Raw genomic sequence first — 13,525 nt, 5'->3', positions numbered from 1 at the left:
TGGTGTCGGTGTGCAACGGCTCGATCGGAACGACAGCGAGGACGACGTCCTCGGGCACGACGCCGAGGACGCCGCCCCTGACCATCCGGGCCCGGCGGCGTTCCACCGCCACCCGGCGACCCCCGACGCGGTGACGGTGGGCGACCCGAACGTCGTCGCCTCCAACGTCGCCGAACCCAGCTGGCGGCGCTGGCACGCCGAGCTGCGCGAACTCGGCGGCCGTTCGCCCCTCGTCCACTTCGACGACTCCGCCCGCACGCGCATCGAGCTGTCCACGACCCACCCCGGCGGGCTGCCCCAGTTCATCACGGGCAACTCGACCCTGCTGTCGAGCCTCATCCGCGACGAGCTCGCGCTCCGCAACGCCCGTCTCGCCGCCGCCGAGATCACCCAGAAGGGCATCGAGCTCCGGTCGGTCCGCGGCATCGAGTCCGTGCACCTCGCGATCGGACTGGCGTCGTGGCAGGACGCCGGCGAGGACTTCCTCGCACCCGTGCTGCTCCGGCCGCTCGCCATCCGCCGCTACGGTCGCGACTTCGAATTGAAGCTCAAGGGCCAGCCGTTCCTCAATCCCGCACTCGCGCGCGAGCTGCACGACCGCTTCCAGATCACCCTCGACGCCGAGGCGTTCGTCGCCCTCGCCATCACCAACGGGGTGTTCAAGCCCCAGCCCGTGATCGACCGCCTCCGTGGGCTCACGTCGCACCTGGCCTACTTCCACGTCGCGCCACGCCTCGTCGTCTCGTCGTTCGCCGAGGTCGGGCCGGCCATGGGGGCGGATGCCGCGCGGCTCGAGCATCCCGTCATCGACGCGATCGCGGGCAACCCCTCGGCGCGTGCCGAGATCGCCCGTCCGGTCGATCCGCCGCGCATCGTGCCGCAGGACGAGCGTCCGCCGTCCACCGACCGGCTCCTCCTCGACGCCGACGCCGAGCAGGAACAGGTCATCGCCCGCATCGAACAGGGCGCGTCGCTCGTGGTGAAGACGCTGCCCGGCACAGGCGGCACCCAGACCATCGTCAACGCCATCGGCGCGCTCGTGGCGAGCGACCGGCGCGTGCTCGTCGTCGGCGCGCGCCGCGCGAGCCTCGACGGCATCGCGCACCGTCTCGACCAGGTCGGGCTCGGCGGCCTCGCCGTCACCACCGCCGGATTGCGACGCGATCTCATCCGGTCGATCTCGCGGAACGAGAAGGCGGAGCAGCCGCGTATCGCCGACGTCGACGACGCACTCGTGCGCCTGCGCCGCGTCCTGCTCGACTACCGTCACGCGCTCACCCGGCGCGACCCGGAGCTCGGCGTCTCCGTGCTCGACGCTCTCACGGCGCTCGCCGGCCTCGCCGCACTGCCCACGCCGCCCGACACCACGTCGCGGCTCGACCGGGAGTCGCTGGCGGCGCTGGCCGGGGGCCGGGACGCCGCGGCCGCCGACCTCGTGCGGGCCGCCGCGCTCGGCGAGTTCCGCTACGGTCCGGGCGACTCTCCCTGGTACGGCGCGTCCTTCGAGACGTCCGAAGAGGCGACGGCGGCGCACGAGCTCGCGAAGCGACTGAGCAGCACGGACGTGCCGCGGCTCCTCGAGCGCGCGCGTCGGCTCATCGGGCAGACCAGGCTCCGCCAGTTCGAGTCGGTGGCCGAGCTCGGCGTCTTCCTCCGGCTGCTCCACGACGTGCGCGACACGCTCGACAAGTTCCAGCCCGCCGTCTACGACCGTCCCCTCGGCGAATTGATCGCGGCGACCGCGCCGCGCCGCGAGACCGGCATGTCCGGCGCGAACCGGCGGAGGCTGAAGCGCCTCGCGCTCGAGTACGTGCGCCCCGGTGTGCACGTCGGCGACCTCAACGCTGCGCTGCGCGGCATCCAGCAGCAGCGGACCCTGTGGCACCGCTATTCGGAGGCGGGGGCCGTCCCGAACGTGCCGGTGGGCCTCGACGACGTGCACGTCGCCTTCCACACGGTCGCCTCCGACCTCCAGTCGCTGGACGTGCCGCTCGGGCTCGACGGGTCGCCCCGCCGACTCGCCGCGCGTCCGCTGCGCGACCTCGAGACGACCCTCGCCGGGCTCGCCGCCGAGTCGGAGGTGCTCCACAACCTGCAGGAGCGTACCGCGCTGCTCCAGCGCCTGCGCGACCTCGGGCTCGATCCGCTCCTCGTCGACCTCGCCCGGCGACACGTGCCCGAGCACCTCGTCGCGTCGGAACTCGACCTGGCGTGGTGGCAGTCGGTGCTCGAGGCCATGCTCGGTGCCGACCGGGCCCTGCTCGGCGCGAACACGACCGTGCTCGACCGGCTCGAGGCCGACTTCCGGCTCGTCGACGACGCGCACGCGTCGGCCGCCGGGCCGTTGCTCGCCTGGCGCCTCGCCGAGGCGTGGCGCGTCGCCCTCGTCGACCACCCCGAGGAGGCCGAACGGCTGCGACGGGCGCTGCGGGGCGACCGCGTGCGACCGGACCGGCTGCACCGCGAGGCGCCGCACCTGTTCCGCGCCCTCGCACCCGTCTGGCTCTCCTCGCCGTACGAGGTGCCGGCGATCGACGATGCGATCCCGTTCGACACCGTCCTCCTGGTCGACGCCGGCGCGACGACGATCGCGGAGAACCTCGGCGCCATCCGCCGTGCCAGGCAGGTGGTCGCGTTCGGCGACCCCGTCACGCAGACGCCGACGCGCTTCGAGACCGCCATCCGCAGCGAACCCGATCCGGCCGGGACGGCGCACGACGTCGATGCCCTGCACGCCGACTCGGCCCTCGCGCGACTCGCCGACCTGCTGCCCACGCTCACCCTCACCCGCAGCTACCGTGCCGGCGGCGAGGACCTCGCCGAGCTCGTCAACCGTCGCTTCTACGGCGGTCGCATCGTCTCGATGCCGTGGGCGGGCAGCTTCCTCGGCCACGGCAGCCGCGGCCTGCACTACGTGCGCGGCAACGGCCTGCCCGATCCGGTCACGGGCACCGTGGAGAGCCTCGACGCCGAGGTCGCGAAGGTCGTCGAGCTCGTCATGGACCACGCGGTGAAGCGCCCGCGCGAATCGCTCATGGTCATCACCGCGAGCGCGCGGCACGCGGCGCGCGTGCACCAGTCGGTGCTCGCGGCGTTCGCGAAGCGCACCGACCTGTCGGACTTCATCCTGCGCGACCGCGCCGAGCCGTTCACGGTGCTGACGCTCGAGCAGGCCGTCGCGCAGAGCCGCGACCGCGTCATCTTCTCGATCGGATACGGGCGGACGCCGCACGGCCGGCTGCTGTCGAACTTCGGGTCGCTCGGCGAGCCGGGCGGAGAGCGGCTGCTCGCGGTCGCGATGACCCGGGCCCGTCGATCGATGGACATCGTGTCGGCGTTCAAGCCCGAGGACATCGACGACGGCCGGCAACGGCACGGCGTGGTGGCGCTCGCGAGCGTGCTCTCGCACACCGAGGAGCAGAAGCACGCCGTCGGCGACCGCGGTCGCGGCGACCCGATGCTCGTCGACCTCGCGACGCGACTCGAGCGCCGAGGCATCCGCGTGAGCGTCGGGCACCGCGGCACGCTGTCGCTCGCCGCGGCGCACGCGGGCAGGGCCGTCGTCGTCGAGACCGACCCGGCGCTCGACGGGCAGAGCCTGCGGGAGTCGCTGCGGCTGCGGCCCGACGTGCTGCGACGGCTCGGCTGGCACTACCTGCGCGTGCACAGCTTCGAGCTGTTCGGCGACCCGGAGTCGGTCGCCGAGCGTGTGGCGTCCGTGCTCGGGAGGGCGGAGCCGGAGCCGGAGGCCGCGGAGGCCGCGGCGAGCTGATGGACACCGGGCACGATCCGGCGGGGGACGACGAGACGGATGCCGCGCGCCCGCGTCAGCGCGTGGTGCGCGCCCGCGGCGGCCGGCGTGCTCGGCTGACCCCCGCGCCGGGTACCGACGCCGCTCCCGAGTCGGCGACGCCCGGCGCACACGACGACGTCGAGCGCGGCGCGGCGAGCCCGGCGACGCCGGACGACGAGCGGATCACGCGCGAGCGCCCGCCGCACTGGTGACCCGGGCGCGATCGGGGACCAGGGTTCGCTACTCTGCTCGGTGCGCGCTCGCGCCGCCCGATCCCGTGCCGCGCTCCGCCGCGAGCAGGTCGCGGATCTCGGCGAGGACGGTGAGCTCTGTCTCCGGGTCCTCGGGCTTGGCCTCGCCGGCCTGGCGGCGGGCGTCCGCGCGTTCCTTGAGCAGGTTCATCGGCATGACGAACACGAAGTAGACGACCGAGGCCACGATGAGGAACGTGAGCATCGCGCCGAGGACGGCGCCGAACCGGACGCTCGCGTCGTCCCCCGGCAGCGGAATCGTCAGCACGAGCGCGTTGTCGAGGCTGTCGGCGCGGAAGATCGCGCCGATCAACGGGTTGAACACGTTCTCGACGATCGAGTTCACGACCGCGGTGAACGCCGCGCCGATGACGACGGCGACCGCGAGGTCGATGACGTTCCCCCGGAGGATGAACTCCTTGAATCCCTTGAGCACGCGTGCGGTCCCCTTCCCTGCCCGGGCGGTTCGATCGATCGGCGGATGTCGCCCGCTACGCGGCCGACGGCGTCGAGGCGGTGCTCGACGAGGAGGACGACGACGAGCCCGATCCCGACGATCCCGGGTCCGAGGACCCCGATCCTGACGATCCCGAGTCCGAGGACCCCGATCCCGACGATCCCGAGTCCGAGGACCCCGATCCCGACGACGACGAGCCCGAGCCGGAGCCCGCGCGCGAGTCGGTGCGGTAGAAGCCGGATCCGTTGAACGTCACGCCGACTGCGCTGAAGAGCTTGCGGAGCCGGCCGCCGCAGGCGGGGCACTCGGTGAGGCTGTCGTCGGTGAAGGACTGCTGGACGTCGAACGCGTCGTCGCATTCGGTGCAGCGGTAGGAGTAGGTGGGCATGTTCGGTCTCCGGGGATCCGTCGGTGGGTGTGCGGGGCGTGCGTCGCCGTCGTCAGAACGCGACGATCCGCGTCGGGGTCACGACGCCGTTCACCGGCTGGTCGTGCACCTCTCGCGGCACCTCCTCGACGAACTCGCCGTCGAAGACGATGGCATACACCGGTGGACATTTTCCCATCGATCCGAGTGTCTTGTCGAAGTAGCCGCGTCCCCAGCCGAGTCGCACGCCGGTGGCATCCACCGCAGCAGCCGGAATCAGGATGAGGTCGACGTCGTTGATGGCCATGGGACCGAGCAGTTCGCCCTCGGGCTCGGGTACGCCGTGCAGCCCGGTGACCTCGGTCTCGTCCTCACCGACGGTCCAATCGAGCAGGCCGTCCTCCCGGGTCACCGGGAACAGCACGCGGAGGCCGTTCGCTTCGGCCCAGTTCACGAACGGGCGGGTGTCCGGCTCGGTGGGCATCGAGAGGTAGCACGAGAGCGAGCGTGCGCCGGTCGATCCGACGAGCTCCTGGAGCCGCGCGGTGAACCCCTCGGTCGCGAGCTCGCGTTCATGTGCCGGCATGTTCCGCCGGCGTTCGCGCAGCTCGGCGCGGAGGATCCGCTTCACAACGGTCGGATCGTCGGGCATGGCAGCCATCCTAGGACGCCCCGGTGCCCGACCGGGGACCCCCTGCGGGTACGCTGATGGCCATGACTCATCGGATCACGAAGGCCGTCATCCCTGCAGCCGGCCTGGGGACGCGCTTCCTGCCCGCGACCAAGGCGATGCCGAAGGAGATGCTCCCCGTCGTCGACAAGCCCGCCATCCAGTACGTCGTCGAGGAGGCCGTGCGGGCCGGCCTGACCGACGTGCTGATGGTGACCGGCCGCAACAAGAACGCCCTCGAGAACCACTTCGACCGCGTCGCCGAGCTCGAGGCCACTCTCGAGGCCAAGGGCGACACGGCCAAGCTCCAGAAGGTCAACGAGTCCACCGATCTCGCCGACATGCACTACGTGCGCCAGGGCGACCCGCTCGGACTCGGGCACGCGGTGCTGCGGGCCCACATGCACGTCGGCGACGCACCCTTCGCCGTGCTGCTCGGCGACGACATCATCGACGAGCGCGATGTCCTGCTCACACGCATGCTCGACGAGCAGGTCAAGCGCAATGCGTGCATCGTGGCCCTGCTCGAGGTCGACCCCGACAGCATCCACCTCTACGGCGCCGCCGAGGTCGAGCCGACCGACGAGCCCGACGTGGTCCGCGTCACCGGGCTCGTCGAGAAGCCCGCGAAGGAGGTCGCGCCCTCGAACTACGCGGTGATCGGCCGCTACGTGCTCAAGCCCGAGATCTTCGAAGTGCTCGAACGGACCGAGCCGGGCAAGGGCGGTGAGATCCAGCTCACCGATGCGCTCATGGAGATGGCGGGCGACGTCGAGCACACCGGCGGCGTGTACGGCGTCGTCTTCCGCGGGCGCCGCTACGACACCGGCGACAAGCTCGACTACATCAAGGCCGTCGTGCAGCTGGCCGCCGACCGCGACGACCTCGGCCCCGAGCTGCGGCCGTGGCTGGCCGACTTCGCCGCCGGGTTCGACCGGGACTGACGTGCCCGCGGCATCCGTGCCGACCCTCGTCGACGGGTCGTTGACGCTCAGGCCGATCCGCGCGCGCGACGCACGGACGCTGGAGCGCGTGCTGCTCGAGAATCGGGGTTGGCTCCGCCGTTGGGAGGCGACCTTTCCGGGTGGGGCGTCCGTGATCGACACGCGCGCGAGCATCCGCAACCTCACGGCGCATGCCCGGGCGGGCACCGCTCTGCCGTTCGTGATCGAGTGGGAGGGCGAGCTGGTCGGGCAGCTGAACGTCTCGTCGATCACGCACGGTTCGCTGGCGTCGGCGTCGATCGGCTACTGGGTCGCGAAGTCGATGGCCGGCCGCGGCATCACCCCGACCGCCGTCGCCCTCGCGACCGACTACTGCTTCCGCTCGCTGCGCCTGCATCGCATGGAGATCTGCATCCGGCCGGAGAACGGGCCGTCGCTGCGGGTGGTCGAGAAGCTCGGCTTCCGCTACGAGGGGCTGCGGCGACGCTTCATCCACATCGACGGCGACTGGCGCGACCACTACGCGTTCGCGCTCGTGGCCGAGGAGGTGCCCCAGGGCGTGCTGCGGCGATGGCGCGAGGGTCGTGCGCCGACGGGCGCCGCCACGGTGCCCCCGGCCGATCGCGAGGCCGCCGCGACCCCCCTTCGGGTGGGGGATCGCTGACACGCCCGTGCCGATGGGGTCCGTGACCCCGTCGTGACCTAGCGTTGACCCATGGATGCGATCGGCGGCGGCGTTCTCGTGGCGGTTGCCGCGACGCTGTGGATCGCGTACCTCCTCCCGAGCTGGCTCCGCCGGCGCCAGTACCTCGCGACCGAGCGCAACGCCGTCCGGCTGCAGCAGACGCTCCGCATCCTCGCCGAGACGGCCGAGACGCCCGGCGAGGTTCGGCTCGGGATGACTGCGCGCGACGTCGCCGCGCAGGAGCGCATCCTGCACGAGCACGAGCTCGCCGCCAGGCTGGAGGCGCAGGCGGCTGAGAACCTCGCGATCGCCGAGCGGATCGCTGCGGAGGAGGCGGCCGCCGCCGCCGAACGCGAACTCGCCGAGCGCGCCGAGCGCGCCGCGCGCGCCGAGGCTGCGGCGGCGCGGGCAGCCGATGCCGCAGCGGAGCGGGACGCGCCGAGCGCGGTGCGCGGGCTCACGCGCCGCGGGCTGCGTCGTCGCCGTGCGGCGTGCTCGCTGCTCCTGCTCGCGTCGCTGCTCACGACCCTGGCAGGCCTCGTCGCCGTGCCGTTCGGCGCGACCCCCCTCGTCGCGGCGGGTGGGGGCGCCGGCATCGTCGCCGCGATGTCCGGACTCGTCGTCCTCGCCCGCCGACGTCCGGCGCCGGTCGCGGTCGCCGCACCGGTGGTCGCGCGGCCCGTGGCGCAGCCCTTCGAACCGATCGACACGGTCGGTCTCGAGGCGGAGGCGGAGCCCGACGAGGGATGGACGCCGCAGCCGCTGCCGAAGCCGTTGCACCTGTCGCGGGGCACGATCGCCGCGACGGCGATGGCGTCCATCGCCGAGGCCGAGCAGCTCAAGCGCACCGCCGCCGACGCCGAGCTCGCCGAACGCGCCGAGCGGCTCGAACCCCGGGTGCCCGTGCTGCGGCCGACCGCGGCATCCGTCGCCGACGCGTCGGCGGTCGAGGCGCCCGTAGACCGCCCCGTCGCCACCCCGGCGCCCGCGGCGGAGGCCTCGAGCCCGTACGCCCGGATGGGGATCGTGGACGCCGCCGAACCGGGCATCTCCGACCTCGATCTCGTGCTCCGCCGCCGTCGTACCGCCGTCTGAACATGGTCATGACCACCCCGAACGGGATGGTAGAGTCGATGTCGGCTCGGGCCCATGGCGCAGTTGGTAGCGCGTCTCGTTCGCAATGAGAAGGTCGGGGGTTCGAATCCCCCTGGGTCCACCATTGTCATGTCTCAGGACATCGTGAACGGCTGAACCCGCGGATGACGCGGGTTCAGCCGTTTTTCGTTGCCGGCCGGCAGGTCCGTTCGCGGTCGATTTCGTGACCGCTCCGGGCAGGTTCGACCCGCCCGTCGACGCGCTCGTGGACGCGTGTCGCCCGAGCTCGCAGAGCTCCCTGTTCGTTCGGCGCTTCCGCAGAAGGACGGACGGCCGCCGAGTTCCGCGACCTGCTCGCGCAGTACGGCCTCAAGGCGCCGAGCTCGCACGGCAGCACGAACGAGGCGACCTTCCCGGCAACGCTCGAGGCGGCGAAGGACCTCGGCCAGAAGTACACCGGTTCGGGCGGCTTCGCCTCGCCCGGCATCGGCAGCTACGAGAACGTGCTCGCGACCGCCGAGACGATGAACCGCCTCGGCGAGCTGTCGGTCAGGAACGGCACCGGGAAGCTCTTCGGCCACAACCACCAGTCGGAGTTCACGACCCAGTACGCCGACCCCGAGACCGGCGAGATGAAGAGCGCCTGGCAGATCCTCGTCGAGAACACCGACTCGCGCTGGGTGACCTTCCAGCTCGACGTGTTCTGGGCGGCCGACGCCGGCGTCGACGTCGTCTCGCTCCTCGAGCAGTACGGCGACCGCATCGAGCTGCTCCACATCAAGGACGGCGACCTCAACGGCGACGCGCGGCATCCCGGGCAACGTCGGCCAGGGCGCCCATCCTGCAGGCTGCGCAGGGCGGCGTGAAGTACTACGTCCTCGAGCGCGACGGTGCTCCGAACGACCGCGACTTCGCCGCGGAGAGCTTCGAGTTCCTCACCTGCTTCGAGTTCTGACCCCTCCCCGCGCCCCGAGCCCCGGTCCCGCACGGCACCGTGGGCTCGGTGTTTCCGGCGGTCGGTTCGCAGCATCCGCTCGTACGCTGGGCACATGAGCGACGCGATCGACCCCGAGCGCCTCGACCGCGCCGTCGCGCACGTGCTGCACCGGCACACCGACTACGGCGCGGAGGAGCTCGACGAGTCCCACGCGGCGTCCGACCCGATCGTGCAGTTCGACCGCTGGCTCGCGGAGGCCGACGCCCGCGGCGTCTACGAGCCCAACGCCATGGTGCTCGGCACGATCGACGCGGATGGCACGCCGTCGAGCCGGACGGTGCTGCTGCGCGGCGTCGACGACCTCGGGTTCGTCTTCTTCACCGACCGCGAATCGCGGAAGGGGCGAGCGCTCGCGGCGAACCCGACGGCCACGCTGCTCTTCCCGTGGTACGACGTGCACCGGCAGGTGATCGTGACGGGCGCTGTCGATCACGTCGATGACGAGGCGTCCGATGCGTACTGGGCCGGTCGGCCCTACGGGTCTCGCATCGCGGCGACCGCGAGCCGTCAGTCGCAGCCGATCGCCTCGCGCGCCGAGCTCGAGGAGCGGGTCGCGGCCCTCGAGGAGCAGTACGCGGGCGTCGACGACATCCGCCGACCCGAACGCTGGGGCGGCTTCCGACTCCGGCCGTGGCGCGTCGAGTTCTGGCAGGGACGGACGTCGCGGCTGCACGACCGGCTGGTGTTCGCGCGCGATCCGGGGGCGGATGCCGCGGGGTGGCGGCTCGAGCGCCTGCAACCCTGACGATACGCCGCGAGGGGGCGGCCGCGGGCGGCGGACGGGCGCCGGTCGGGGCGTAGGCTGGAGCGGATGTCGCAGCCTGCCAGCAGCCCCCCGGTCATGGGGAACGAGAAGCGGTGGCGCGCCTACTGGGTGTGCGTCGCGGTGGCTGCGATCACGATCATGGACCTGACGAAGGTCAACGTGGCGCTGCCCTCCATCGAGGAGGCGTTCGACGCGTCGTCGACGGAGCTCCAGCTGCTCGTCTCCGGCTTCGTCCTGACGTTCGGGCTCACCCTCGTGCCGGCGGGCCGCCTCGGCGACCAGGGTTCGCGCAAGGCCATGTTCCTCATCGGCCTCTCGTTGTTCACCCTCACGAGCCTCGTCTGCGCGCTCGCGCCGACCTCCGAGGTGCTCCTCATCGGACGCCTGCTGCAGGGCGTGGCGGCCGGCATCCAGATGCCGCAGGTGCTCGGGCTCATCCAGCAGCTGTTCCAAGGCGCGGAGCGCGGTGCGGCGTTCGGGCTGTTCGGTGCGACGATCGGCATCTCGACCGCATTCGGGCCCACGCTCGGCGGCCTCGCGATCGCGATCGGCGGCCCGGAGGACGGGTGGCGCGGCATCTTCTGGATGAACGTGCCGCTCGCACTCGCTGCGATCGCGTTCGCTGCGTGGCTGCTCCCGGGCCGGCCGGAGGGCGAACGTCCACGGATCTCCCTCGATCCGGTCGGCGTGGTCCTGTTCGGCATCGTCGTGACGTCGCTGATGTGGCCGTTCCTGTTCACCACGGGGTCGCCGGACGACGACCCGGCGCGATGGTGGACGCTGGTCGCGTGCGCCGTCGCGCTCGCGGGATTCCTGTGGTGGGAGCGCCGGTACGCGGCATCCGGACGTGCGCCGCTGGTGCCCCTCGGGCTGTTCTCGTTGCGGTCGTACCGCAACGGCACCCTGCTGGCAGTCGCGTACTTCGGCGCGATGCCCTCGGCGTTCCTGCTCACGAACCTGTTCCTGCAGCAGGGCCTCGGCCTCGAGCCGGTCTTCGCGGGCATGGTGACCATCGGCTTCGCCCTGTCGAGCGCCGTGACGTCGTGGCTCGGCGGACGCCTCGTGAACCGCGTCGGCCGACCGCTCGTCGTGGGCGGGCTCGTGCTGCTGCTCATCGGCTTCGGCATCCTCGTCCTCGTCGCGATCGGGACACCGCCCGACCTGACGCCGTGGATCATGGCCGCCGTCATGCTCATCGCCGGTGCGGGCGGCGGGTTCGTGATCGCCCCGAACCAGGTGCTGGCGCTCGCCGAGGTGCCCGTCGTCCAGGGCGGTCTCGCCGGCTCGGTGGGGCAGCTCGGACAGCGCATCGGCACGGCGATCGGTACCGCGGTCGCGCTGTCGCTGTTCTTCGCGACCGTGTTCCAGGCTCCCGCCGCCGAGGCGCGGATCGATGTCTTCCACCACGCGTACGCCCTCGGAATGGCCGCTGTGGGCGCTCTCCTGCTGGTCGCGCTGGTCGTCGGACTCGTCGACCTGCGGCAACGGCGCGATGACGCCATCCCGGCTGCGGACGCCTCGGGCGACGGTGCGACGACTACGCCACCAGCACGCGCTCCGCGGCCATGAGCGCGGCCAGCTCGGCCGCCGAGAGCTCGCGGCCGAACGCGGGGTGACCGGGCTCGAGCGCGCGGCCGTTGGCGAGTGGGCCGCCGTCGACGGCGTCGAAGCCGAGGTCGTCGATGAGGCGTGCGACCAGCGCGCGGGCGTCGGGGTCGTCGCCGACGACCGCGAGTGCGCGACGCAAGGGCGAGCCGGCGGGCATCGAGTCGTCCTCCATCTCGTGGTATCCGAGGTGGTTCAGCGACTTCACGACCCGCGCCCGCGGGTTGCTGGCGGCGTGGATCTCGCTCGTGGATCGCGGGTCGTCGTCGATCGCGGCGATCGTGCCGTCGATCGGCGGCCAGTAGTTGGTCGCGTCGACGACGACCTTGCCGTCGAACGACTCCCACGGCACGGTCTCGGCCTTGCCGAACGGCACGGCGACGATGATCACGTCGGCCTCGTCGATGAGCTGTCGGGGTTCGGCGACGCGTGCGCCCGGCGCGACGACCGACACGAGCAGGTCGAGTGCCGTCTGGCGAGGTGATCCGGTGAGGGCGACGTCGTAGCCGGCCGTGACGAGCAGGCGGGCGAGGGCGGTGCCCACCTTGCCGGCCCCGAAGATGCCGATCACGGGTCGTTCGTCCGTCACGTTCGCTCGCTCCTCGTCTCGTCCGAACCCGGGCAGGCCGGCACGCGGCCGTCGGTGGGGAGAACATCCGCAGGACCTCCGGCATTCCCGGCATCCGGGATCGCGGAATAGTCTCGACGGGCACGGGGTTCCACACCGGTGCATGCACATGCATCGATCTCGGACGAGGAGCAGCGGATGACGCGCCACCACCAATTCGGACTCGACACCTTCGGCGACGTGACCGTCGGCCCCGACGGCGAGCTCCTCACGCAGGCGCAGGTGCTGCGCAACGTCGTCGAGGAGGCCGTGCTGGCCGACCGGCTGGGGCTGGACTTCTTCGGCGTGGGCGAACACCACCGCCACGAGTTCGCGATCTCCGCGCCCGAGGTCGTGCTCGCGACGATCGCCGGACGCACGGAGCGGATCCACCTCGGCTCCGCCGTTACGGTGCTGAGCTCCGACGACCCGGTCCGCGTGTACCAGCGCTTCGCGACCCTCGACGGCCTCTCGAACGGCCGCGCCGAGGTGATCCTCGGCCGCGGCTCGTTCATCGAGTCCTTCCCGTTGTTCGGCTACGAACTGAGCCAGTACCAGGACCTGTTCGAGGAGAAGCTCAACCTGTTCTCCGCGCTCCTCCCTCAGGAGCCGGTGACGTGGGAGGGCAAGCTTCGCCCCTCGCTCACCGACCAGCTCGTCTTCCCGAAGGTCGAGCACGGCGGGCTGACGACCTGGATCGGCGTCGGCGGCAGCCCCGAGTCGGTCGTGCGCGCGGCGCACTACGGCCTTCCGCTCGTGCTCGCGATCATCGGCGGCAGCCCGGCCCGGTTCGCCCCGCTCGCCGAACTGTACCGCAAGGCGCTCGCGCAGTTCGGCCACGAGCCGCAGCCGCTCGCGGTGCACTCGCCCGGCATCGTCGCCGACTCCGACGAGGAGGCGCTCGACACGCTCTGGCCGCACTACGAGGTGATCATGAACCGCATCGGCCGCGAGCGCGGGTGGGGCGCCGTCACGCGCGACCACTTCGAGAGCGAGGCGAGCCCGCACGGCGCGCTGTACGCCGGATCGCCCGAGACGGTCGCGCAGAAGATCGCCGCGGCGATGCGCACCCTCGGCTCCGACCGCTTCGACCTGAAGTACTCCAACGGCACGCTGCCGCACGAGGCGATGATGCGCAGCATCGAGCTCTACGCGACCGAGGTGGTCCCGCGCGTCCGCGAGCTCCTCGCCGAGTCCGAGTCCGAGTCCGAGCCCGAGCCCGGCGAGGCCGGGTCGACGGATGCCGCGGCCGGAGGCACCCGCGAGGCGAACGCGGGCTGAGCCGCCC

The 13,525-nt window shown here is 72.1% G+C and carries 13 protein-coding genes, 1 tRNA gene and 1 pseudogene; 11 read left to right on the top strand and 4 right to left on the bottom strand.

The genetic code is table 11. From position 1 onward, the window contains the following. Positions 1 to 10 precede the first annotated feature (10 nt). Positions 11 to 3,772: an AAA family ATPase gene (locus ACULK4_RS12805; protein WP_445965970.1), complete on the top strand. Its 3,762-nt coding sequence runs from the start codon at positions 11 to 13 to the stop codon at positions 3,770 to 3,772. Further along, complete coding sequence (locus ACULK4_RS12800) at positions 3,772 to 4,005, top strand: hypothetical protein (RefSeq protein ID WP_445965969.1); 234 nt, start codon at positions 3,772 to 3,774, stop codon at positions 4,003 to 4,005. Before ACULK4_RS12805 ends, ACULK4_RS12800 begins: the two co-directional genes overlap by 1 nt. 28 nt (positions 4,006 to 4,033) lie before the next feature. On the opposite strand, the gene mscL is transcribed toward ACULK4_RS12800, so the two are convergent. Further along, positions 4,034 to 4,480 carry a large conductance mechanosensitive channel protein MscL gene (gene mscL, locus ACULK4_RS12795; protein ID WP_445965968.1) on the bottom strand — a complete coding sequence of 149 codons (447 nt, stop codon included), beginning with the start codon at positions 4,478 to 4,480 and terminating at the stop codon, positions 4,034 to 4,036. Between the two features lie 2 nt (positions 4,481 to 4,482). Between mscL and ACULK4_RS12790 the strand changes: the two genes are divergently transcribed. Then, the gene (locus ACULK4_RS12790) at positions 4,483 to 4,734 is read left to right on the top strand and encodes a hypothetical protein (RefSeq protein WP_445966314.1); all 252 of its coding nucleotides are present in this window, start codon (positions 4,483 to 4,485) and stop codon (positions 4,732 to 4,734) included. Positions 4,735 to 4,796: 62 nt separating this feature from the next. On the opposite strand, the pseudogene ACULK4_RS12785 reads toward ACULK4_RS12790, so the two are convergent. Then, positions 4,797 to 4,889 (bottom strand): annotated as a pseudogene (locus ACULK4_RS12785) (FmdB family zinc ribbon protein); the annotation flags it as partial. A 52-nt stretch (positions 4,890 to 4,941) separates the two neighbouring features. Then, positions 4,942 to 5,520, bottom strand: a complete 579-nt coding sequence (locus ACULK4_RS12780; protein WP_445965967.1) for a 5-formyltetrahydrofolate cyclo-ligase — start codon at positions 5,518 to 5,520, stop codon at positions 4,942 to 4,944. Between the two features lie 62 nt (positions 5,521 to 5,582). Here ACULK4_RS12780 and galU point away from each other — a divergent pair, with 62 nt between their 5' ends. The 7 genes from galU (at position 5,583) to ACULK4_RS12745 (ending at position 11,594) form a co-directional block, all read left to right on the top strand. Next, positions 5,583 to 6,482: a UTP--glucose-1-phosphate uridylyltransferase GalU gene (gene galU, locus ACULK4_RS12775; protein ID WP_445965966.1), complete on the top strand. Its 900-nt coding sequence runs from the start codon at positions 5,583 to 5,585 to the stop codon at positions 6,480 to 6,482. 1 nt (position 6,483) lies between these two features. After that, on the top strand, positions 6,484 to 7,146 hold the full coding sequence (locus ACULK4_RS12770; RefSeq protein ID WP_445965965.1) for a GNAT family N-acetyltransferase: 663 nt from the start codon (positions 6,484 to 6,486) through the stop codon (positions 7,144 to 7,146). 51 nt (positions 7,147 to 7,197) lie between these two features. After that, positions 7,198 to 8,262 (top strand): hypothetical protein, encoded by a 1,065-nt coding sequence (locus ACULK4_RS12765; RefSeq protein ID WP_445965964.1) that lies wholly within the window; start codon positions 7,198 to 7,200, stop codon positions 8,260 to 8,262. Between the two features lie 48 nt (positions 8,263 to 8,310). Beyond that, positions 8,311 to 8,386 (top strand) — tRNA-Ala (locus ACULK4_RS12760). A 226-nt stretch (positions 8,387 to 8,612) separates the two neighbouring features. After that, positions 8,613 to 9,128, top strand: coding sequence for a TIM barrel protein (locus ACULK4_RS12755; RefSeq protein WP_501043388.1), 516 nt, complete (start codon positions 8,613 to 8,615; stop codon positions 9,126 to 9,128). A gap of 183 nt (positions 9,129 to 9,311) precedes the next feature. Further along, positions 9,312 to 10,004 (top strand): pyridoxamine 5'-phosphate oxidase, encoded by a 693-nt coding sequence (gene pdxH / locus ACULK4_RS12750; RefSeq protein WP_445965963.1) that lies wholly within the window; start codon positions 9,312 to 9,314, stop codon positions 10,002 to 10,004. 66 nt (positions 10,005 to 10,070) lie between these two features. Beyond that, positions 10,071 to 11,594, top strand: coding sequence for an MFS transporter (locus ACULK4_RS12745; RefSeq protein WP_445965962.1), 1,524 nt, complete (start codon positions 10,071 to 10,073; stop codon positions 11,592 to 11,594). Here the strand turns inward: ACULK4_RS12745 and ACULK4_RS12740 are convergent. Further along, a complete protein-coding gene (locus tag ACULK4_RS12740; protein WP_445965961.1) occupies positions 11,563 to 12,219 on the bottom strand; it encodes an NADPH-dependent F420 reductase in 657 nt (218 codons plus the stop codon). The genes ACULK4_RS12745 and ACULK4_RS12740 overlap by 32 nt on opposite strands. Positions 12,220 to 12,396: 177 nt before the next feature. On the opposite strand from ACULK4_RS12740, the gene ACULK4_RS12735 reads away from it, so the two are divergent. Beyond that, the gene (locus ACULK4_RS12735) at positions 12,397 to 13,518 is read left to right on the top strand and encodes an LLM class flavin-dependent oxidoreductase (RefSeq protein WP_445965960.1); all 1,122 of its coding nucleotides are present in this window, start codon (positions 12,397 to 12,399) and stop codon (positions 13,516 to 13,518) included. The last annotated feature ends 7 nt before the right edge of the window (positions 13,519 to 13,525 follow it).

The organism is Agromyces selenitireducens, from assembly GCF_052748465.2.
This window is presented reverse-complemented; position numbering and strand designations above follow the sequence as displayed.

Excerpts from the sequence above, each read along its gene's own strand:
- ACULK4_RS12800 (WP_445965969.1), top strand. The coding sequence starts at position 3,772 with ATGGACACCGGGCACGATCCGGCGGGGGACGACGAGACGGATGCCGCG.
- ACULK4_RS12780 (WP_445965967.1), bottom strand. The coding sequence starts at position 5,520 with ATGCCCGACGATCCGACCGTTGTGAAGCGGATCCTCCGCGCCGAGCTG.
- galU (WP_445965966.1), top strand. The coding sequence starts at position 5,583 with ATGACTCATCGGATCACGAAGGCCGTCATCCCTGCAGCCGGCCTGGGG.
- ACULK4_RS12765 (WP_445965964.1), top strand. The coding sequence starts at position 7,198 with ATGGATGCGATCGGCGGCGGCGTTCTCGTGGCGGTTGCCGCGACGCTG.
- pdxH (WP_445965963.1), top strand. The coding sequence starts at position 9,312 with ATGAGCGACGCGATCGACCCCGAGCGCCTCGACCGCGCCGTCGCGCAC.
- ACULK4_RS12745 (WP_445965962.1), top strand. The coding sequence starts at position 10,071 with ATGTCGCAGCCTGCCAGCAGCCCCCCGGTCATGGGGAACGAGAAGCGG.
- ACULK4_RS12735 (WP_445965960.1), top strand. The coding sequence starts at position 12,397 with ATGACGCGCCACCACCAATTCGGACTCGACACCTTCGGCGACGTGACC.